Origin of the sequence: Pseudomonas sp. ICMP 8385 (assembly GCF_002699915.1) — a bacterium.
Classification (GTDB): Bacteria; Pseudomonadota; Gammaproteobacteria; order Pseudomonadales; family Pseudomonadaceae; genus Aquipseudomonas; species Aquipseudomonas gessardii.
In genome coordinates this window covers 263,414-282,603 of sequence record NZ_LKBY01000001.1, presented here as the reverse complement: position 1 = coordinate 282,603, position 19,190 = coordinate 263,414, and the positions used below count along the sequence as shown (strand labels likewise).

At 63.3% G+C, this 19,190-nt stretch carries 20 protein-coding genes; 13 read left to right on the top strand and 7 right to left on the bottom strand.

Going from position 1 to position 19,190, the window contains the following annotated elements; translation table 11 throughout:
* Positions 1 to 220: 220 nt before the first annotated feature.
* Both yejK and AO268_RS01330 read left to right on the top strand, forming a co-directional pair.
* Positions 221 to 1,225, top strand: a complete 1,005-nt coding sequence (gene yejK, locus AO268_RS01335) for a nucleoid-associated protein YejK (protein WP_038443112.1) — start codon at positions 221 to 223, stop codon at positions 1,223 to 1,225.
* Positions 1,225 to 1,578: a glutaredoxin family protein gene (locus AO268_RS01330; protein WP_099167682.1), complete on the top strand. Its 354-nt coding sequence runs from the start codon at positions 1,225 to 1,227 to the stop codon at positions 1,576 to 1,578. Before yejK ends, AO268_RS01330 begins: the two co-directional genes overlap by 1 nt.
* A gap of 165 nt (positions 1,579 to 1,743) precedes the next feature.
* On the opposite strand, the gene AO268_RS01325 is transcribed toward AO268_RS01330, so the two are convergent.
* The 5 genes from AO268_RS01325 to AO268_RS01305 all read right to left on the bottom strand — a co-directional run bounded on the left by AO268_RS01325 (position 1,744) and on the right by AO268_RS01305 (position 5,272).
* Entirely contained in the window at positions 1,744 to 2,673 is a 930-nt protein-coding gene (locus AO268_RS01325) for a glutathione S-transferase family protein (RefSeq protein ID WP_099167681.1), read from the bottom strand.
* Between the two features lie 81 nt (positions 2,674 to 2,754).
* The gene (locus AO268_RS01320; RefSeq protein ID WP_076962354.1) at positions 2,755 to 3,039 is read right to left on the bottom strand and encodes a GIY-YIG nuclease family protein; all 285 of its coding nucleotides are present in this window, start codon (positions 3,037 to 3,039) and stop codon (positions 2,755 to 2,757) included.
* Between the two features lie 36 nt (positions 3,040 to 3,075).
* Complete coding sequence (locus tag AO268_RS01315) at positions 3,076 to 3,546, bottom strand: nuclear transport factor 2 family protein (RefSeq protein WP_076962353.1); 471 nt, start codon at positions 3,544 to 3,546, stop codon at positions 3,076 to 3,078.
* An 87-nt stretch (positions 3,547 to 3,633) separates the two neighbouring features.
* Positions 3,634 to 4,269: a response regulator transcription factor gene (locus AO268_RS01310; RefSeq protein ID WP_076962352.1), complete on the bottom strand. Its 636-nt coding sequence runs from the start codon at positions 4,267 to 4,269 to the stop codon at positions 3,634 to 3,636.
* A gap of 193 nt (positions 4,270 to 4,462) precedes the next feature.
* On the bottom strand, positions 4,463 to 5,272 hold the full coding sequence (locus AO268_RS01305; RefSeq protein WP_099167680.1) for a response regulator: 810 nt from the start codon (positions 5,270 to 5,272) through the stop codon (positions 4,463 to 4,465).
* Between the two features lie 397 nt (positions 5,273 to 5,669).
* Here AO268_RS01305 and AO268_RS01300 point away from each other — a divergent pair, with 397 nt between their 5' ends.
* From AO268_RS01300 to AO268_RS01265, 8 genes are all read left to right on the top strand, one after another.
* Positions 5,670 to 6,290: a DUF1120 domain-containing protein gene (locus AO268_RS01300; RefSeq protein ID WP_099167679.1), complete on the top strand. Its 621-nt coding sequence runs from the start codon at positions 5,670 to 5,672 to the stop codon at positions 6,288 to 6,290.
* A 32-nt stretch (positions 6,291 to 6,322) separates the two neighbouring features.
* A complete protein-coding gene (locus AO268_RS01295) occupies positions 6,323 to 6,943 on the top strand; it encodes a DUF1120 domain-containing protein (protein WP_099167678.1) in 621 nt (206 codons plus the stop codon).
* Positions 6,944 to 6,981: 38 nt separating this feature from the next.
* The gene (locus AO268_RS01290; protein ID WP_099167677.1) at positions 6,982 to 7,602 is read left to right on the top strand and encodes a DUF1120 domain-containing protein; all 621 of its coding nucleotides are present in this window, start codon (positions 6,982 to 6,984) and stop codon (positions 7,600 to 7,602) included.
* 89 nt (positions 7,603 to 7,691) lie between these two features.
* Positions 7,692 to 8,318, top strand: coding sequence for a DUF1120 domain-containing protein (locus AO268_RS01285; RefSeq protein ID WP_099167676.1), 627 nt, complete (start codon positions 7,692 to 7,694; stop codon positions 8,316 to 8,318).
* A 33-nt stretch (positions 8,319 to 8,351) separates the two neighbouring features.
* The gene (locus AO268_RS01280) at positions 8,352 to 9,053 is read left to right on the top strand and encodes a fimbria/pilus chaperone family protein (protein ID WP_099167675.1); all 702 of its coding nucleotides are present in this window, start codon (positions 8,352 to 8,354) and stop codon (positions 9,051 to 9,053) included.
* 101 nt (positions 9,054 to 9,154) lie between these two features.
* Positions 9,155 to 11,575, top strand: coding sequence for a fimbria/pilus outer membrane usher protein (locus AO268_RS01275; protein ID WP_099167674.1), 2,421 nt, complete (start codon positions 9,155 to 9,157; stop codon positions 11,573 to 11,575).
* An 11-nt stretch (positions 11,576 to 11,586) separates the two neighbouring features.
* On the top strand, positions 11,587 to 12,729 hold the full coding sequence (locus AO268_RS01270) for a DUF1120 domain-containing protein (RefSeq protein WP_076962345.1): 1,143 nt from the start codon (positions 11,587 to 11,589) through the stop codon (positions 12,727 to 12,729).
* A gap of 17 nt (positions 12,730 to 12,746) precedes the next feature.
* The gene (locus AO268_RS01265) at positions 12,747 to 13,394 is read left to right on the top strand and encodes a DUF1120 domain-containing protein (RefSeq protein WP_076962344.1); all 648 of its coding nucleotides are present in this window, start codon (positions 12,747 to 12,749) and stop codon (positions 13,392 to 13,394) included.
* Here AO268_RS01265 and AO268_RS01260 read toward each other — a convergent pair.
* Both AO268_RS01260 and AO268_RS01255 read right to left on the bottom strand, forming a co-directional pair.
* Positions 13,391 to 14,671 (bottom strand): CynX/NimT family MFS transporter, encoded by a 1,281-nt coding sequence (locus AO268_RS01260; RefSeq protein ID WP_099167673.1) that lies wholly within the window; start codon positions 14,669 to 14,671, stop codon positions 13,391 to 13,393. The genes AO268_RS01265 and AO268_RS01260 overlap by 4 nt on opposite strands.
* A complete protein-coding gene (locus AO268_RS01255) occupies positions 14,661 to 15,320 on the bottom strand; it encodes a FadR/GntR family transcriptional regulator (RefSeq protein WP_076962342.1) in 660 nt (219 codons plus the stop codon). Before AO268_RS01255 ends, AO268_RS01260 begins: the two co-directional genes overlap by 11 nt.
* A gap of 257 nt (positions 15,321 to 15,577) precedes the next feature.
* Here AO268_RS01255 and AO268_RS01250 point away from each other — a divergent pair, with 257 nt between their 5' ends.
* The 3 genes from AO268_RS01250 (at position 15,578) to AO268_RS01240 (ending at position 19,182) form a co-directional block, all read left to right on the top strand.
* Positions 15,578 to 16,252 carry an alpha/beta hydrolase gene (locus tag AO268_RS01250; RefSeq protein ID WP_099167672.1) on the top strand — a complete coding sequence of 225 codons (675 nt, stop codon included), beginning with the start codon at positions 15,578 to 15,580 and terminating at the stop codon, positions 16,250 to 16,252.
* A gap of 78 nt (positions 16,253 to 16,330) precedes the next feature.
* The gene (rhlB, locus tag AO268_RS01245) at positions 16,331 to 17,803 is read left to right on the top strand and encodes an ATP-dependent RNA helicase RhlB (protein ID WP_099167671.1); all 1,473 of its coding nucleotides are present in this window, start codon (positions 16,331 to 16,333) and stop codon (positions 17,801 to 17,803) included.
* 251 nt (positions 17,804 to 18,054) lie between these two features.
* Complete coding sequence (locus AO268_RS01240; RefSeq protein WP_099167670.1) at positions 18,055 to 19,182, top strand: NAD(P)/FAD-dependent oxidoreductase; 1,128 nt, start codon at positions 18,055 to 18,057, stop codon at positions 19,180 to 19,182.
* Positions 19,183 to 19,190: the final 8 nt, after the last annotated feature.

Here is a 19,190-nt window from a genome sequence, read left to right as displayed (position 1 = left end):
CATCGCGTAAGACCGGGCAAAACTAGCACAGAGACGGGGAAATATCCGCTTCTACCGACCCATTTGGTCAGCTTTATCGCTCTAAACCGTGAAAAAAAGGCATATGAGCTGTCAGAGGGCTGCCAAAACCGCTGCAAACGACGCTGCGACCAACGGGTGCGGTACACTGGCGACTTTTTCCGGGAGGCCAACCGCTCCCGCCCAACCAGCCGAGAAGCCCATGCCGATCCGTCACTGCATCGTCCACCTGATCGACAAAAAACCCGACGGCACACCCGCAGTTCTCCACGCCCGTGACTCCGAATTGGCCGAGTCCGCCGCCATCGAGAACATGCTCGCCGACCTCAACGAGAGCTATAACGCCAAACAAGGCAAGGCCTGGGGTTTCTTCCATGCCGAGTCCGGCGCGCACCCGTTCAGCGGCTGGTTGAAGGAATATTTCGAGGGTGGCAAGGATTTCACTGCCTTCAGCCGGATTGCCGTGGAGCATCTGCAAAAGCTGATGGAGGAGTCCAACCTCTCCGTCGGCGGCCACGTGCTGTTTGCCCACTATCAACAGGGCATGACCGACTACCTGGCCATCGCCCTGCTGCACCACAGCGAAGGCGTGGCGGTGACCGACGAGCTGGACGTGACGCCCTCGCGCCACCTGGACCTGGGCCAGTTGCACCTGGCGGCACGCATCAACGTGTCCGAATGGCAGAACAACAAGCAGTCCAAACAGTACATCTCGTTTATCAAGGGCAAGAACGGCAAGAAGGTCTCGGAGTACTTCCGCGACTTTATCGGCTGCCAGGAAGGCGTCGACGGCCCGGGCGAGACCCGCACCCTGCTCAAGGCCTTCAGCGACTTCGTCGAAAGCGAAGACCTGCCGGACGAATCCGCCCGCGAAAAAACCAAGACCCTGGTGGACTACGCCAGCAGCCAGGCCAAGCTCGGCGAGCCCATGGGCCTGGAAGAGCTGTCGGGGCTGATCGATGAAGATCGACCAAAAGCGTTCTACGATCATATCCGCAACAAGGATTACGGCCTGTCGCCGGAAATTCCCGCCGATAAGCGCACCCTCAACCAGTTCCGCCGCTTCACCGGGCGCGCCGAAGGCTTGTCCATCAGCTTTGAAGCGCACCTGCTGGGCGACAAGATCGAGTATGACGAGGCCGCCGGCACCCTGATCATCAAGGGGCTGCCGACCCAACTGACCGACCAGCTCAAGCGCCGCAACTGATGCTCGGCGGGGTCCTGAAGAAGGTCCTGCTGGTGTTGCTGGTGGTGGTGGCGATCCAGAACTGGGGCAAGGTCGAGCGGCTGTTCAATCCGTCGCAGGTCGTCCCGGAGCAGGTACGCGCCACTGCCCGGGTGACGTTGTACACCACCGACTGGTGCGGGTACTGCAAGCAGACCCAGCGCTTCCTCGATCAGAAGGGCATTCCCTACACCCGCGTGGATATCGAGAAGGATGCCCAGGGACGCAAGGCCTATGAAGCCCTGGGCGGCGGAGGGATTCCGTTTGTAGACGTCAATGGCACGCAGATCCGCGACTACAACCCGCAGGCCATCCTGTCTGCCCTGAACCTGTAGGCGCGAGCAAACCCTAATACCGATCAGTTAAGCGCAGATCCCCTGTGGGAGCGGGCTTGCCCGCGATAGCGGTGTGTCAGTCAGAGTTGCATTAACTGACCCACCGCCATCGCGGGCAAGCCCGCTCCCACAGTTAAGAGCAAGCCTGCGCCTACAGCTGTTTGATTAACGGATCAAGAAGCCCAGGCGCGGGAAGTGCACATGCACGGTGCCGCCGCGCTCATCCTCGCGGCGCAGGATCAACTCCTCGCGACCGGCAAACAGCAACTCGCCCACCACCGGATCGACGCCATAGTCAGTCGCGGCGACGCTCACTTGCTGGCCCACCTTGAACCCGCTGGGCTCTGCAAACACTTCATCCGGCAACGCCGCAGGCGTGCTATTGCGGGCGATTTCCAGGGCCTGCCCGGCACTCATCTCGCTGGAAGTGCCATGCCCGAAGCCCAGCACCCGCCCAAGCCAGGCGCTGACGGCAGGATAATCATCCACCAGCGGCGAGGTCACCGACGAGCCTTTGATAAACCACAACGTATGGGCCATGGCGAAGTCGGCAATCGACGGTTCGCCAAACAGGAAGTCCCCCGATTGACGCTGCAACTGTTGCTCAAGCCGCGCAATGATTGCCGGCCACTGGTGCCGCGCCACATCCAGTGGCAGCCGGGTGGCGCTACCGTCGCCGAACATCTTGCTGCGGTCGGCAACCAGCACCTGCAGCATCTGCGGCGGCACCTTGGCAAATTTCACCGCCAGGGATTCGGGCTGGAATACCAGGGCCACGGCATGGGAAAACACCACCGAATCGGCCCAGGCGGCAAAGCTCTGGCTGACCAGTTCCTGGCCTTCGGGAAACAGCGGCGGCGCGGCCTTTTCCTGTTCCAGGCGGCGGGCGATCAGCGCGGTATCACAATAAATATCCGCGCCCACCTGCAGCACCGGGGTTTTTCGGTAGCCGCCGGTCAGGGCCGTCAGGTCGGGCTTGGGCATCACCGGGGGAATGGTCACCGAATGCCAGGACAGCCCCTTGAAACCCAGGAGCAGGCGAACCTTTTCGGCGAACGGGGATTGCGGGTAGTGATGCAGAATTAACTCAGACATTCCAGACTCCGCTAAAAGAAGGAGCCGCCAGCTTATCGTGCAAAACCACTGCGGCCTACCCATTGGCCTGACGGGAACTGATCAGTCAGGTTGATAAGCCCGGGCCAGACACTCCTTGGCGCTTTTCTTGAGCTTTTTTATCAGGCGTTCCTGGCGCAGCGCCTCGCTCTTGCTGGCGCAGGCCTCGGTATACACCAGCGCCACCGCCGGGCTGGACAGGAAAAACCGCGCGCCCTTGCCGCTCTGGTGCATCGCAAAGCGGCGCTGCGGGTCGTTGCTGATCCCGCAATAGAGCGCGCCATTGGCCGCCCGCACCAGGTAGACAAACCAGGGCTTGGGCGCGATGGGTTCAGGTGGATTGTTCACAAAAGGTTCTGGCAAACGAAAAGAGCGCCAATCTTATCAACGACTGGCCTGGAACGCCTGCAACCCTTTCAAGGCCTGGGCACGCACCGCGTTGCGCACCAGCGGCGTCCAGCCCAGCAGCAGGCCCTGGGTGCCCAGGGCCTGGCGCGACCAACGCCACAGGTCGAAGTGGTCGTGGTGCTCGCAGATCTTGCCATCGCGAAACACAAAGCGCGCCTGGATATGGTTGACCACGGTGCGGCCGGTCTGGCTGAACAGGTAGGTGGCCACCCAATGGGCGCTGCCAGTGCTTTCGTCACTGTGTACCTGGTCGAAGGTCAGGGAAAAGTCCCTGGCCCGGGTGGTGAGCATGCGCCACATGTCGCCGGCATCGCGCCCGCGCAGTTCGCCGAACGCCGGGTCGCTGAACAGCACATCCTCGGTATAGCAGGCGCTCATGGCCTCGGCATCCAGGCGCTGGAACGCGCTGTAGAACTCGGTGATCAGGGCGTTGTGCATCGGCAGTATCCGGCAACAAGGGGAAGTGCGTCACGATAGTGCGCAAGGGCCTGGAGCGCCATCGGCATCGATGCCGGGAATGCCAGGGGTGAGCCCCTAAGGCACCATGCCGCAGCTGCGAGCATAGGCGAACAGATCCACGTCGGTGGAAATACACAACCGGCTCATGGCCGTGCTTTTCTGCTTGCTGATGGTGGAGATGCTGCGATTGACCCGGGCGGCGATCTGGCTGACCGTCATGCCGCTGGCGAGCATGCGCACCACCTCCCGCTCCTTGCCGGACAACTGCGGCTGTTGCGACTGATCGCCCGTGCCCGCCTCCACCAGTTGCACCCGCAGGCATTCGCTGACAAAGGTCTGGCCGGCGCTCACCGCCCTGATCGCCAGCGGCAACTCCTTGGCCGAGGCACTTTTGGCGACGATGGCCCGGGCGCCATGGGCAAAGGAGGCGCGCAAGGTGGCGACGTTGGCAAACATGGTCACCAGAATCACGGGCAACTCCGGGTACTGACGATGCAGCAGACTGAGCAGGCCATAGCCGTCGGCCTGCTGGCCACCCGGCATGGCGAAGTCAGTCACCAGCACATCGCAGGAAGTGATTTCCAGCAACCGCAACAGGTCATCGGGGCCTTCGGCCTCGCCGACCACTTTGCACTTGCCATTCGCCTCGATCACCACTCTCTGCCCGATTCGTACGATGGGGTGATCGTCAGCAATAATTACGCGAAGCATAAATACCCACAGATGATGGCGACTGAGCCCGCAAAATACCCTCGCCGGCGGACCTCAACAACCGTCCAGGACGTGGGCTTTGCGTCACGTTCAATGTTTTGTAGTGATTTTTTTATGGCCTACAAAATTAAAAGAAACCACCTACATCCATAACCTGCAACACAGACCGATATCGCCCTACATACAACCCATTTCACAACGCACCCAAGTATTTGAGGTAGGCCCGCAAGTCCGCCTGGAAGGCTTCCAGATGGGATTTGTTCAGCAACATGCCCTGGGCGCGGACGCGTTCGATCAGGCTCATGCCACGCAGTTCCAACTCCGCGCCGCCGAGGAAGGCCAGGCTGCCCACCAGGCGATGCAGGCGTTCAGCGGTCAACGGTCCATCCAGGGCCAGGCGCGCGCGCTCCAGGGCGGCGCTGTCTTCCCGGGCTTCGCAGAGCAGGCTGGTGAGCATCTGGTCCACCACGTGGGCGTCGCCAAAGGTCTCGACCAGGCTGGCACGGGTCGGCCAGGGTGCCGAAACCAGGGTGTTCGATGCGGCACTGGCCGGGCCGGGCAGCCACAGCGCCAGCACCCCTTGCAGTTGATCAAGGGTCAGCGGCTTGAGCAGCCAGGCATCCATGCCAGCATCGCGGCAACGTTGGGGGTCGTCGTGCACCAGGTTGCCGGTCAAGGCAATGATCGGCACCCGGCGTTGCGCGTTGGCCTGTTCGCGCAGGCGGATTGCCCGGCTCATGGTGTAGCCATCCATCAGAGGCATCTGGCAATCGCTGATCACCAGGTCGAATGGGCGTTCGGCCAGGGCCGTCAGCCCATGTTGGCCGTCGCCGACCAATTGATGGCCCAGCCCGAGCTTCTCCAGAAACCAGCCCATCAATACGCGATAGGCGGAGTGGTCCTCCACCACCAACACGGTCAGGTGCTGCCAATGCAGCGGGGGAGTAATCGAGGGGGCCAATTCACGGGAAAGCACTGCGCTCAACGATACGCCAGTCTCCATGTTCACCTCATTGCGGCGATCCGTCCTGCAGCGCCCGGCGGCGCTGACGCAACAGCCAAACGCAAATGGCTGCCATCGCCGCCTGAAAATATCCTTATGAGTGACAGCATGACGATGCAACAACTACGAAAAAACCAACTTTCCTACATGAGCGACAACCTATTCCGACACAAGCGAAACTGATTTCCCCCTCCCCCTCATTGTCGTAATAGTTGTATTTCCCCTGCCCCCTCCCGTCGATAAATTGCGCCCACCCCAATCAGAGGGAACGGGCACGCCGCACTGCGGCGCCCGAAACAGACACGCCAGCCGCCTTGCAACCCGCCCGCCCCTTACAAGGGCCTGGCATTGCCGGCTGCACGCGTGAATCGCCGACCTTGCACTGGAACAACCTGAAATGAACAAGTCGTTAAACCTGGTGGGCGTTGCCCTGTTGCTCGCCAGCTCCACGTCCGCCTGGGCTGCCAGCACTGTGGACCTGACGGTCAAGGGCCTGATCACGCCGAATGCCTGCACCCCGGCCGTTTCGGCTGGCGGCATGGTGGATCATGGAAAAATCTCCGCCAAGGATCTGGTCCAGAACAACCCCACGACATTGCCCAAGGCAGTGCTGCGCTTGACCATCGATTGCGATGCCAGCATTCCCTTCGCCCTCTGGCCTATCGACAACCGCAGTGGCACCGCCACCAGTAGCAGCGACTTCGGCCTGGGCCTGGTCAATGGCAACAAAAAACTGGGCCGGTATTACCTGACCCCGCAAAACCTGGTCGCCGACGGCACCCCGGCTCAACCCATCGCTTCCGCTGACGGTGGCCGCACCTGGTACAGCGAGCGCAACTGGGAACTGCAAACCCTGTGGGGCGCAGGCACCCAGGATGACGCAAGTACATTGCTGCCGATCAAGAGCCTGGTGATGGACCTGGAGGTGAGCACCCAAATCGCCCCGGCGAACCAGTTCGACTTCAGTGACGAGGCGCCCATCGACGGTTCCGCGACCCTGGAAGTGGTGTACCTGTAACCCCCACCCCGTCCACACGGAAGGTTCTGACCATGCACATCTGCAACGCAATCCCATTGGCCGTGCTGTTGCTCGCAGCCTCGCCACTGGCACTGGCCGCCAGCACCACCGACCTCAGCGTCAAAGGCACCATTACCCCCAGCGCCTGTGCGCCGCTGATCTCCGGCGGTGGCACGATCGACTTCGGGAAAATGGCCGCCAAGGATCTCCAGGCCGAGCAATACACCTCGTTGCCCGGCCAATCCCTGCAATTGAGCGTGCGTTGTGAAGCGCCGACGTTCTTCACCCTGACCACCGTCGACAACCGAGCCGGCTCGTCTGCCAACCACGCCTTCTGGCACGGCCTGGGCTTGACGGCAGAAGGGGAAAAACTCGGCGGTGCCGCGTTCCATCTTTACGCCCCCGTGGCCGATGGCGTCGCGGTACGCACCATTACGTCAGTGGACGGCGGCATGACGTGGCTGCCCACCAGCCTGCTCACCCACACCATGCTGACCGCCATCGCCAGGGGTAACCAATTGGTGCCGATTGCAGTGCGGGACTTCGACGCACAGATACGCCTGTACACCCACATCGCCCCCGCCGATAGCCTGACCCTGACCGACGAAGTCCCCGTCGACGGGCACGCCACGGTTCAAGTCACCTATCTGTAATGCCACACACAGCCCCCATCGAAAGGAGTTCATCCCCCATGAAGCCCCTGTTTACCACCCTCGCCACCGGCCTGATGCTGCTCGGTTGCACCGCCACTTACGCCGCTTCGACCGTCGACCTCACCGTCAAGGGCCTGATCGTGCCCAGCGCCTGTACCCCCAGCCTGTCTGGCGGCGGGGTGATCGACCACGGCAAGATTTCCGCCAAGGACCTGAATACAAACAACCCGACGCCCATCGGGACCCACACCTTGAGCATGGTCGTAAGCTGCGACAGCGCGATCACTTTTGCACTGCACTCGGTCGACAACCGGGCCGGTTCGTCCATGTTCTCCAGCGACTATGGCCTGGGCCTGATCAACGGTAACCAGAAGCTCGGCTGGTTTCATCTGATGCTAAACAACCTGATCGCCGATGGTGTCGCAGTGCAGTCGATTGCGTCCGTCAACGGCCAAGACAATTGGTACAGCGAAAAATTCTGGGACGCGGGCCTGTACATGTCGGTGGCCAGCATGGCTGACGACACTCAACCGGTGCCGGCCAAGGACTTGTCGCTGGAACTGGTGATTCAAACCTCCATCGCCCGCACCGATGGCCTGGACCTGAGCAACGAGGTCACCCTCGACGGTTCCGCCACCCTTGAAGTCAAGTACCTGTAACCCTTGGACGCCCATGCCTGGCTGACGCTTGCAGGCATGGGTATTTTTCCCGTATCAGCCGTTTTTACCCCGGCCAGTGGCGCCCCTCGATGAACACCTACCCTCGCCTCCTGGCGCTCCTGCTGTTGCTGACGAACATTGGCCCGGCCATTGCTGCTTCTTTTGTCGATATCACGGTGACGGGGCGAGTGACACCCGATGCCTGCCATGTGACGTTATCTGACGAGGGCACGGTCGATCACGGAAAAATCCCCTCACATACCCTCAGTTCCACTGAGTTCACTGTGCTGCCCAGTCGGCTGCTGGAACTGAACGTGCAATGCAGCCGCCCCATGTTATTCGCCCTGGTAGGGCTTGATAACCGAGCGGAGTCCTCGCTGGCGCCCGGATTTTTCTACGGCCTGGGCAGAAATATCCATGTTCCGGCAGAGCGCCTGGGCTCAGTAGCGCTGTCCTATCGCAACCCGATGGGCGACGCACAAACCCTGCAGGTGTTGGCGTCCACCGACAGTGGCGAAACCTGGTCCCCCGAGCCCAACGCCTATCCAAAATCCTACATCGGCTTTGCCCCACCGGGTGATCGCCAGCCCGACTTCATCGGTCAGTTGACGACCCAACTGCGCATCGACACGTCCATCAACTTCACCCAATACCTGACCCTGGACCAGGAGGTGCCGCTGGATGGTTCGATCGTTCTGGATTTGCGCTACCTCTGACCTTTTCACGCGGCCCCAATGGACCCCCCCGGAATGACGACGACACTCTTGAAAAACGCGACCTGCATTCTTGCCCTGACGTTGCTGCTGGGCCCCCAGGCCCAGGCCGACGGCATGGTCCCGGACACCTCCGTGGTCATCGTCTACGAAGCCGAAGGTGAAGCGGCCGTTTCGGTCACCAACACCGACAGCCAACTGGCCCTGCTGCACGTCACCCTAAAAGACATTGCCGAAGACACCGAGCCCTTGCTGGTGGTGACACCGCCGCTGTCGCGGGTGGAGCCGGGCAAATCGCAACTGGTGCGTTTCATCCTGCAACGCCAGCAGCCACTGCTTACCCAGCGCCTCAAGCGGGCGATCTTTGAAGGCATGCCCCAGGGCCGCCCCGCCACCGAAGCCGGGCACGCACGGGTCGGCGTGACGGTGCGCCAGAACTTGCCGGTGATCATTCACCCCAAGGGCCTGGCCCCCAACCGCACGCCCTGGACCGGCCTGACCTGGTCGCAACACGGCAGCACCCTGCAGGTGCGCAACGACAGCCCCTATGTGGTGCGCCTGGCCCAGGAGCTGCGCCTGCTGCCCGGTGACGGCAAGGCCATGCTGCCCCGCACCTACGTATTGCCGGGGGAAACCCTGAGTGTGCCGGCCACCGGCGGTCCCGCCAGCAAGGTCCGGCTGCAACCGGCGACGGTGTATGGCTTTGCCGTGGCCGCCTATGAAGCGCCTATCACCTGACAAACCACACGAAGTCCCCGGCCAGACACTGACCTGTGGTGAGGGGACGAGCCCCCTCACCACAGATGCCCATCATTCGAGTGCCTTGCGTGAAAACAGTATTGAATGACCGTGACGGCGAAGCCGTACCCGATACACCCACCCGCTGCGCCTTGCTCGCGATACTGCTGGCGTGCGCCCTGCTGCCGGCCAAGACCTGGGCCGAAGAGCGGCCCGGCTTCGACGCCACCACCCTGCAGCAGCGTGGCATCGACCCGCAGTTGGCCAGCTTGCTGCTGGACGCCCCGCGCTATGCCGCCGGACGGCACGCGGTGAGCCTGCGGGTCAATGGTCAACGCCGGGGGCGGCTGGAGGTGGGGTTCGACCCACAAGGCCACCTGTGTTTTGACCAGGCATTACTGGACGCCGCCAACCTGGTGAGGCCCGATGACAGCGGCCCCTGCCATGACTTTCTCGCGCAATACCCACAAAGCCTGGTGGAGCCGGACCCGGCCAGCCTCACCGTGTCGCTGGTGGTGCCGACCGAGGCGTTACGCCCGTTGCCACAGGACATCTCGGGCTACGAGACCGGTGGGGTTGCCGGCCTGCTCAATTACGACCTCACCGGTTTCTACAACCGCTTCGGCGACGATAACAGCCGGTTCGGTTCGGCCAACACCGAGGTGGGGTTCAACGCCGGTGACTGGATCGTGCGCAGCCGCCAGGTACAGACCTGGCAGGATGGCCTGTCGCGCAGCACCCATCTGGAAGCCTACGCCCAACGCACCTTTGCCCGGCATCAGGCGGTGCTGCAGGCCGGGCAGATCAACCTCTATAACCCGGTGTTGTCCGGCGCGCAGATCACCGGGGTGCAGGTCCTGACCGAACAGGCCCTTCAAGAACAAGGCCAGGGCGCTACCATCGACGGTATCGCCAACAGCCCGGCCCAGGTCGAGGTGCGGCAGAACGGTGCGTTGATTCATTCCACCGTGGTGCCGGCCGGGCCGTTCTCCCTGACGGATGTGCGGCGCCTGAGCTCACGCTCGGACGTCGAAGTCACGGTCAAGGAAAGCAGCGGCGGCGAGCGCCGTTTCACCGTTCCCGCCGCCATGCTTGGCCTGGGGCTGGCGGCGCCGGGGTACTCGGTGGCGGCGGGCCGCGTGCGCAATATCGGCGATGCCCAGGGCGACGATCCGTGGGTGGTCAGCGCCGGTTGGACCGGTGCCGTGCACCCGCAACTGTCCCTGGGCAGCGGTGTGCTGGCGTCCAGTGAATACCGGGCGGCAGGGGTGAGCCTGGGTTGGCTGCCGTGGCTCGATAGCCAGGTGCAACTGGCCACCCAGGTCGCCGACACCCAGGCACGGGACAAGGTGCGTGGGGTGCAGACCGACCTGTCATGGTCCCAGCGCCTGAATGAGCAATGGTCGTTCAGCGTGGCCAACTCCTGGCGCACCCCAGGCTATCGGGAGCTGGAAGAAGCCACCTACGAACCCGAGACCACCCAGCAACGGCGCTCCCGCTATCGCGAGCAACAAAGCGCTACGGTGGGCTGGTCCCACCCATGGCTGGGGGCGTTCAGCGCCGGGGTGTCGCGCTCCAGCAGCTTTGATGGCGACAGCAGCAGCCGCGGCCTGGCGTCCTGGGGCACCAGCGTCGCAGGCGTGTCGTTGTCGGCCAGCGCCGAGTGGCAAATGGGCGGGCGCCAGCAACAGGACAACGCGGTGTACCTGAATGTCAGCCTGCCCCTGGGTGAGAGCCGGCGCATGCGCGCCTGGGTACGCAACTCGGGCGGGGAACATCGCACGGGGCTGGGGCTGAACGAACAGCTCGACGATCAACTGAGCTATCGCGTGAATGCCGAACATGACACCCGCGACCAACAAGTAGAGACCACCCTCGGCCTATCGGCCCTGCCACGCTACAGCCAACTCGATGTCAGCTATAGCCGCTCCGATGCCGAGCGCTCGAGCTATCAGGGCAGCGCCCGGGGTGGGGTGGTGGTGCATGGCGACGGTGTCACCTTCTCGCCCTACCCGGTGCGCGACACTTTTGCCCTGGTCTCGGTGGGTGATATGGGCGGCATCAAGCTGAGCACCCCCAGCGGCCCGGTGTGGACCGACTGGCAAGGCCAGGCCGTGGTGCCCCAGGTGAGTGCCTATGGCCGCAGCCCGGTGGAAGTGCAGACCCGTTCGCTGCCGCGCAATGCCGATATCAACAACGGCCTGGCGATGATCTCGGCCGGACGCGGGGCGGTGGATCGGGTCGAGTTCGGAGTGACGTTGACGCGCCGGGTCTTGCTCACCGCACGTACCGAACAAGGCGCACTGCTGCCCCGTGGCGCCTCCGTCAGCACCGCCGACGGCGAGTTCGTGACCCTGGTGCAGGACGGCGGCCAGGTGTTTCTGCCCAATGTGCTGGAGCAGTCCGGGTTGTGGGTCAGCGCGCCAGGCCTGACCCGCTGCCGGCTGCAGTTCGAGCTGCCGGCCAAGGGCGATCCCCAGGTGTATTTCGAAACCACGCCCGCGCGCTGCAACCCCTTATGAGGAAAATCACCATGCCCCTTCTGCGCGCCCTGCGGTGCCTGATCGCTGGATTGCTTAGCCTCGGCCTTGCCGGCAACGCCCTGGCCAATGACGAGTGCCAGTTGAATATCAGTGAGTCGTTGCTGGACTTCGGCCTGATGAGCCGCCTTGCACAAAACGACAGCGCCCCCCAGCGCCTGCTTGGCGAGCGCCGCTTGAGCCTGAACCTCAATTGCCCGCACCCGGCGGACATGAGCGTGTTCTACAGTGCCCTGGCGGCGAACGCGCATCGCCTGCAATTTACCGAGCACGGCAGCTATGCCCTGCACGTCAGCGATGGCGTGCTGGATGGCCAGGCCGTGGAGCTGGGGTTGTTGCCCGGCGCCGGCCAGCCACCCGCCAGCATCGGTACGACATTGAGTTGGCGTCCAGGCCATGGCGTCGCGCCGGTGCAAGGTGGCAGCGTGGTACAGGGCCGCCAGCTTTCCCTGCAACTGAGCCTCAGTGCCTGGGCCGACGTGGCCGCCACCCATGTGCGCGAGGCAACCACCTGGGAAGTATCCGGGTTATTCGACGCACGCCAGAGCGGCCGCTACCGGGAACTGACCCTGCGCGCGCACTTCGCCCCCGCCGCCTGCACGCCGCAGTTGTCCAACGGCGGCCTGGTGGACTACGGCACCTTGCTGGCCAAGGACCTGAGCGCCACCCACGAAACGCCACTGCCCACCCGCACCTTGCAGTTCTCCGTGAGCTGCGATGCACCCGCGCACTTTGCCTTGCTGATGCATGACAACCGTTTCGGCTCGGCCACCGGCGGCACCGATGAAACCGCCTACGGCCTGGACCTGGACGCCAGCCGCAACAAGATCGGGCGCTACTACCTGAACCTCGACCCGGCGGACTTCAGCGCCGACAGTTTCGGCACGCTTTATCGCACCGACTCCACCAGCAACGGCCGGGCGTGGAGCAGCTCCAGTGCCCGGCAGATCCCCATCGCCGCCAACAGCCTGATGGGCTTCACCAACAGCCTCGGCAACACCCAGGGCCCGATTGCCATCCAGCACCTGGCCGGCACCGTGCGCATCAAGGCCTACCTGGCCCCCACCCAGTCCCTGGACCTGCGCAATGTAGTGCAGATCAATGGTTCCGGCACCCTCGAAATCATCTACCTCTGACCTCAGGAACCCGTCTTATGAATAAGTACTGCCTGGCTTTTTCTGCCCTGCTGCTGTGCTCGGCCCTGCCGGCACTGGCGGCCTCGACCGTGGACCTGAGCGTCAGGGGCAAGATCACCCCCACGGCCTGCACCCCGCTGCTGTCCAGTGGCGGGCTGATCGACTACGGCAAGATTTCCCAACAGGACCTCAACCTTGACCGTGGCACGCGCCTGCCGGTCAAGCAGCTGCAAGTCAGTATCGACTGCAATGCCCCCAGCCGCTTCGCCCTGCGCATGCGCGACAATCGCGATGGCACGGCCACGGTCAACAGTGAGATCTACTACGGGCTGGGGCTGGACAACAGCGGCAATCGCCTGGGCCTCTACTCCATGACTTTCGACCCCCGCCACACCCTGGTGGACAGCACGGCCACGGTCTATGGCACCGAATCCACCACCGGCGGCACGGCCTGGCGCACGGCCAACCTCAACCCCATTGATATCGGCGCCAACAGTTACCTGGGGTTCACCGACACCCAAGGCAGCGTTGCCGGGCCGTCGGCGATCCAGGAGTTGATCAGCACGGTCAAGGTCGAGGCGGTGATCAATGCCCGGCAGAACCTGGACCTGAGCAGCGACACCCTGCTCGACGGCTCGGCGACCCTGGAGGTGCTGTATCTCTAGAGTTTTTCGCTGGTGACCTGCACATACCGCGCACGCCCCGCGCCCAGCCCGGCGACGATTGCCCCGAGGCCAAGCAGCGCGAAAATCCAGCCGATGGCCGTCCAGCCTCCGGTCCAGTCATGCACCAGGCCGACCGCAAGCGGGCCGAGGGACGCCAGGGTGTAGCCGATGCCCTGGGCCATGCCCGACAGGTTGGCGGCCACGTGGGCGTCGCGCGAGCGCAGCACGATCAGGGTCAGCGCCAGGCTGAACGTACCGCCCTGCCCCAGGCCCAGCAGGATCGCCCAGCCCCACAAACCGTCCAGCGGTGCATACAGGCACCCGAACAGGCCGCCGAGGGTCAACAGCATCACCACCACAATGGCCAGGCGCTGGTCCTTGCCACGGGTGGCCAACCAGGGGGCGGCCAGGGAACTGGCCAACTGCACGATGATCGAGCCGGACAGGACCAGCCCGGCTTGCGTGGCACTCAGGCCACGGCCGATAAGGATCGACGGCAACCAGCCGAACACAATGTAGGCCAGGGACGATTGCAGGCCCATGTACAGGGTCACCTGCCAGGCCAGCGGATCACGCAGCAGCCCCTTGACCCGATAAGCGACCTGGTGCGCACCGTGCCGCTGCCCGACTTGCGGCAACCAGCACAGCGCCGCCACCAGCGCCGGCAACATCCAGAAGCCCAGGCCGATGTTCCAGCTGTGGGCAAAGGAGTGACTCAACGGCACAGTGGCGCCCGCCGCCAACGCCGCCCCCAGGCACAGGGCCATGGTGTAGACGCCGGTCATGGTCCCGGCCTGTTTGGCAAAGTCACGCTTGACGATACCCGGCAACAACACCCCGATAATGCCGATACTGGCCCCGGCCAGCAGGCTGCCGGCGAACAGGCCGACCTCACCCAGCAAGCTGCGCAGCATGATCCCGGCCGCCAGGGTCAGCAGGATGCCCAGCACCACCCGTTCAGCGCCAAAACGCCGGGCCAGGATCGGTGCCATGGGCGCAAACAGGCCCAGGCACAGCACCGGCAAGGTGGTCAGCAGGCCGGCCCGGGCCGCCGACAACCCCAGGCTGGCGGACACGTCGCCGAGCAGCGGCGCCATGCTCGCCAGCGCCGGGCGCAGGTTCAACGCCACCAGGACCAGGCCCAGCAGCAACAACCACGGGCGATGCACCACGGGGGGGCTGTGCTGGACCACCTCGTCATCGGCCTCGGCGTCGATCAGCAATTCTTCAAGGGCGTTTTCAGGGCGGGGCATGCTGTTCTCAGGTTCAAGGTTCATTGATCAACTGCCGGCACAGGGCTTTGGCGCGCTGCGGGTCCTGCTGTTCCACGGCAGCGAGCAGTGCGACATGCAGGTCGAATACCGCCTGGCGGCGTGGCTTGAGATTCAGGGCCAGGCGTAACTGGGCGCCGACGATGCTGGAAAAGTATTGGTACAGCTCGCTCAAGGCCGGATTGTGGGCGGCGTCCACCAGGCGTTTGTGGAACACCAGGTCGCACTGGATGTAGTGCTCCAGGTCGCCATGGTAGTGCTCGCCGCTGGCCTGCAACGCTTGGTGCAGGCGCTGCAGATCCTCAGGGGTGCGGCGCAAGGCCGCCAGGCCAATGGCCTCGACTTCGAGAATCTGCCGCGTCTCCTGCGCCTGCTCCAGGGTGCACTGGGACATAGCGTTCATCACCCCCAGCGGATCGGTCATCGAACGCAGGTAGCTGCCGTCGCCCTGGCGGATCTCGATCAACCCGGAAAACGCCAGCACCCGCATGGCCTCGCGCACGGTATTGCGGCTGATGCCCAGCTCGGCAGACAACTCCGGCTCGGTGGGCAGGCGTTCGCCAATCGCCCATTTGCCCTGGGCGATGCGTTGGCGCAGTTGGTCCAGGGCCTGGTCAACCAGGGAGCGTTTGATCAGTGGGGCGATGTCTGGCATGGGCTTGGTACTTTCGTCCAATCATAGGATGAATTTTCGTACAGCCTATTCGGAGTTGCCTACAGAAGCAACGCACGAGGGTATTCCAGCGGCTATCCCACAGGCGGTGCTCACTGATAGTGTTACCGCCCAGATAGTTCTGACATCGACCGACATAGCAAGACAGTCAGCCTTGCGACATCTTGTCAACTGAGCCACCTTGCACACACCGCCCCCGAAGCCTTCCCTCGGCGTGCACGCACATTTATGGAGCAAACATGAGCGACCCCTTGATTCTTCAGCCCGCCAAGCCCGCAGATGCCTGCGTAATCTGGTTGCATGGCCTGGGTGCCGATCGCTACGACTTCTTGCCCGTGGCCGAAGCCCTGCAGGAAACCTTGCTGTCCACCCGCTTTGTATTACCCCAGGCGCCGACCCGTGCGGTGAGCATCAATGGCGGCTACGAGATGCCAAGCTGGTACGACATATTGGCCATGACCCCGGCACGGGCCATCAGCCGCGAACAGCTGGATGAATCAGCAAAACGGGTCACTGATTTGATCGAGCAACAAAAAGCCAACGGAATAGACGCCTCGCGCATTTTCCTCGCCGGCTTTTCCCAGGGGGGCGCCGTGGTCCTGCACGCCGCGTTTGTGAAATGGCAGGGCGCCCTGGGTGGCGTGCTTGCCCTCTCCACCTATGCGCCAACGTTCAGCGATGAACTGGAACTGTCCGCCAGCCAGCAGCGCATTCCGGCCCTGTGCCTGCATGGCCAGTACGATGAAGTGGTGCAGAACGCCATGGGCCGTAGCGCCTATGAGTATTTAAAGCAGCGCGGTGTCACCGTGGCATGGCAGGAATACCCAATGGGTCACGAAGTGTTGCCCGAAGAGATCCGCGACATCGGCGCTTGGTTGAGCGGCCGCCTGGGCGGAAAACCAGCCATTGTGTAGCCGCATGTCCAACGCACTACGCCGCGCCCGATTCTTGCATTACACTGGCCGGCGTACATTCCTTAACCAATTGATGAGATGACCGTGCTCAAAGCACTCAAGAAGATGTTCGGTAAAAGCGAGGCTGAACCACTCGCCCCTGTTCCCAGCGCCCCTGTCCACGCTTCCGGCAGCCGCAATGACGGTAAACAGCCTGGCCGAACCACGCCTGTTGCCTCGCCAAAACCGTCGCCCGCAACGCCTGCCTCCCCGGCTCCAGCCGCCCAGCCCGCAGAAGAACCACCGCGCGTGGAAAAACCGCGCCGCGAACGCGCGCCAAAACCTGTGGTAAAGCCGTGGAAACTGGAAGACTTCGTGGTCGAGCCCCAAGAGGGCAAGACCCGCTTTCACGACTTCAAGCTGGCCCCGGAACTGATGCACGCCATCCAGGACCTGGGCTTTCCGTACTGCACGCCGATCCAGGCCCAGGTCCTGGGCTTTACCCTGGCCGGCAAAGACGCCATCGGCCGCGCCCAGACCGGCACCGGCAAGACCGCTGCGTTCCTGATCTCGATCATTACCCAACTGTTGCAGACCCCGCCGCCCAAAGAGCGCTACATGGGCGAGCCACGGGCCCTGATCATCGCCCCAACCCGGGAACTGGTGGTGCAGATCGCCAAGGACGCCGCCGACCTGACCAAGTACACCGGCCTCAACGTCATGACGTTTGTGGGCGGCATGGACTTCGACAAACAGCTCAAGCACCTGGAAGCGCGGCACTGCGACATCCTGGTCGCCACGCCGGGCCGTTTGCTGGACTTCAACCAGCGCGGCGACGTGCACCTGGACATGGTTGAAGTGATGGTGCTGGACGAAGCCGACCGGATGCTCGACATGGGTTTTATCCCACAAGTGCGCCAGATCATTCGCCAGACCCCACCGAAAAACGAACGCCAGACCCTGCTGTTCTCCGCGACCTTTACCGAAGACGTGATGAACCTTGCCAAGCAGTGGACCACCGACCCGTCCATCGTCGAGATCGAGGCGCTGAACGTCGCCAGCGAAAACGTCGAACAGCATATCTATGCGGTGGCCGGGGCCGACAAATACAAGCTGCTCTACAACCTGGTCAACGACAATGGCTGGGAGCGGGTCATGGTGTTTGCCAACCGCAAGGACGAAGTGCGGCGCATTGAAGAACGCCTGGTACGCGATGGCGTCAACGCCGCGCAACTGTCGGGCGATGTGCCGCAGCACAAGCGCATCAAGACCCTGGAAGGCTTTCGCGAAGGCAAGATCCGCGTGCTGGTGGCCACCGATGTGGCAGGCCGCGGGATTCATATCGACGGTATCAGCCACGTGATCAACTTCACCCTGCCGGAAGTGCCGGACGATTACGTACACCGCATCGGCCGTACCGGCCGGGCGGGCGCTGCCGGTGTGTCGATCAGCTTTGCCGGGGAAGACGATTCGTACCAGTTGCCGTCGATCGAAACCCTGCTGGGCCGCAAGATCAGCTGTGAAACGCCGCCGACGCACTTGCTGCGCCCCGTAGAGCGTAAACGCCCTTAAGCTGGAATGCGGTAAAACCTGTGGGTGCCCGCTTGTGTGGGGCTTGTGTGGGAGCGAGCTTGCTCGCGAAAGCAGTGGGTCAGTCAACATCAATGTTTGCTGGGCCGACGTCATCGCGAGCAAGCCCGCTCCCACATTTGATCTTCGCTGCTTTGAGCATTGCGTTCGCTTAACTGAACGGCATTAGGGCAAGCCCGCTCCCACACAAGCCCACATTGGCTTTCAGCGCTTGCACATTCAAGGAGGAGCCCATGAACCAGGCCGACTACCTTATCATCGGCGGCGGCATTGCCGGGGCCTCCACCGGTTACTGGCTGTCCCGACACGCCCGCGTCATCGTGCTGGAGCGTGAATCCATGCCCGGTTATCACTCCACCGGCCGCTCCGCCGCCCTGTATATCGCCGCCTATGGCACGCCACAAGTGCGCGCCCTGACCCTGGGCAGCCGCGACTTCTTCGATCACCCGCCCGCAGGCTTTACCGAACACCCCTTGCTCACGCCCCGTGGCGAATTGCTGGTGGACCTGGTGGGCGACCCTGACGAGTTGCAGCGCCAATACCTGAGCGCCAAGGCGCTGGTGCCCGAGACGCAGTTGCTGAGTGCCGAGGAGGCGCTGCACAGGCTGCCAATCCTGCGCCCGGAAAAAGTCCACGGGGCGATCTACGATCCGACCGTCTGCGATATCGATACCGACGCGCTGTACCAGGGCTACTTGCGCGGCATTCGGCGCAATGGCGGGGTAATCCACACCGACCATGAGGTGCAGAAACTGACCCGTGACGATCAGGGCCAATGGCAGGTTCGCACCGCGCAACAACGCTTCAGCGCCCCGGTGCTTATCAACGCCGCCGGAGCCTGGGCCGATGCCGTCGCGCAACTGGCCGGCGCAGAAAAAATCGGCCTGCAACCCAAGCGCCGCAGTGCCTTTATCTTCGCCCCGCCCGCCGATATGAATATCCACGCCTGGCCGGAACTGGCCGCCCTCGACGGCTCGTTCTATATGAAGCCCGACGCCGGTATGTTCCTCGGTTCACCGGCCAATGCCGACCCGGTGGAGCCCCACGATGTACAGCCCGAAGAGCTGGATATTGCCACGGGTATCTATCACATCGAACAGGCCACCACCCTGACCATCCGCCGCCCTACGCGCACCTGGGCCGGGCTGCGCAGCTTTGTCAGCGATGGCGACCTGGTGTGTGGCTTCGATCCCCAGGTAGAGGGCTTGTTCTGGGTTGCGGCCCAGGGTGGCTACGGCATCCAGACCTCACCCGCCATGGGTCAGGCCAGCGCGGCGCTGGTGCGCGGGCTGGCGTTACCCGAGGCGTTGGTGGGTGCGGGCTTGACCGAGGCGATGTTGTCGCCCCGGCGCCTGGGTTGATGCGGCAT

Bases quoted from the DNA above. Each gene is read 5' to 3' on its own strand.
- AO268_RS01310 (WP_076962352.1), bottom strand. From the start codon at position 4,269: ATGCTTCGCGTAATTATTGCTGACGATCACCCCATCGTACGAATCGGG.
- AO268_RS01290 (WP_099167677.1), top strand. From the start codon at position 6,982: ATGAAGCCCCTGTTTACCACCCTCGCCACCGGCCTGATGCTGCTCGGT.
- AO268_RS01330 (WP_099167682.1), top strand. From the start codon at position 1,225: ATGCTCGGCGGGGTCCTGAAGAAGGTCCTGCTGGTGTTGCTGGTGGTG.
- AO268_RS01300 (WP_099167679.1), top strand. From the start codon at position 5,670: ATGAACAAGTCGTTAAACCTGGTGGGCGTTGCCCTGTTGCTCGCCAGC.
- rhlB (WP_099167671.1), top strand. From the start codon at position 16,331: ATGACCGTGCTCAAAGCACTCAAGAAGATGTTCGGTAAAAGCGAGGCT.
- yejK (WP_038443112.1), top strand. From the start codon at position 221: ATGCCGATCCGTCACTGCATCGTCCACCTGATCGACAAAAAACCCGAC.
- AO268_RS01280 (WP_099167675.1), top strand. From the start codon at position 8,352: ATGACGACGACACTCTTGAAAAACGCGACCTGCATTCTTGCCCTGACG.
- AO268_RS01260 (WP_099167673.1), bottom strand. From the start codon at position 14,671: ATGAACCTTGAACCTGAGAACAGCATGCCCCGCCCTGAAAACGCCCTT.
- AO268_RS01250 (WP_099167672.1), top strand. From the start codon at position 15,578: ATGAGCGACCCCTTGATTCTTCAGCCCGCCAAGCCCGCAGATGCCTGC.
- AO268_RS01240 (WP_099167670.1), top strand. From the start codon at position 18,055: ATGAACCAGGCCGACTACCTTATCATCGGCGGCGGCATTGCCGGGGCC.
- AO268_RS01285 (WP_099167676.1), top strand. From the start codon at position 7,692: ATGAACACCTACCCTCGCCTCCTGGCGCTCCTGCTGTTGCTGACGAAC.
- AO268_RS01265 (WP_076962344.1), top strand. From the start codon at position 12,747: ATGAATAAGTACTGCCTGGCTTTTTCTGCCCTGCTGCTGTGCTCGGCC.
- AO268_RS01270 (WP_076962345.1), top strand. From the start codon at position 11,587: ATGCCCCTTCTGCGCGCCCTGCGGTGCCTGATCGCTGGATTGCTTAGC.
- AO268_RS01325 (WP_099167681.1), bottom strand. From the start codon at position 2,673: ATGTCTGAGTTAATTCTGCATCACTACCCGCAATCCCCGTTCGCCGAA.
- AO268_RS01295 (WP_099167678.1), top strand. From the start codon at position 6,323: ATGCACATCTGCAACGCAATCCCATTGGCCGTGCTGTTGCTCGCAGCC.
- AO268_RS01255 (WP_076962342.1), bottom strand. From the start codon at position 15,320: ATGCCAGACATCGCCCCACTGATCAAACGCTCCCTGGTTGACCAGGCC.
- AO268_RS01305 (WP_099167680.1), bottom strand. From the start codon at position 5,272: ATGGAGACTGGCGTATCGTTGAGCGCAGTGCTTTCCCGTGAATTGGCC.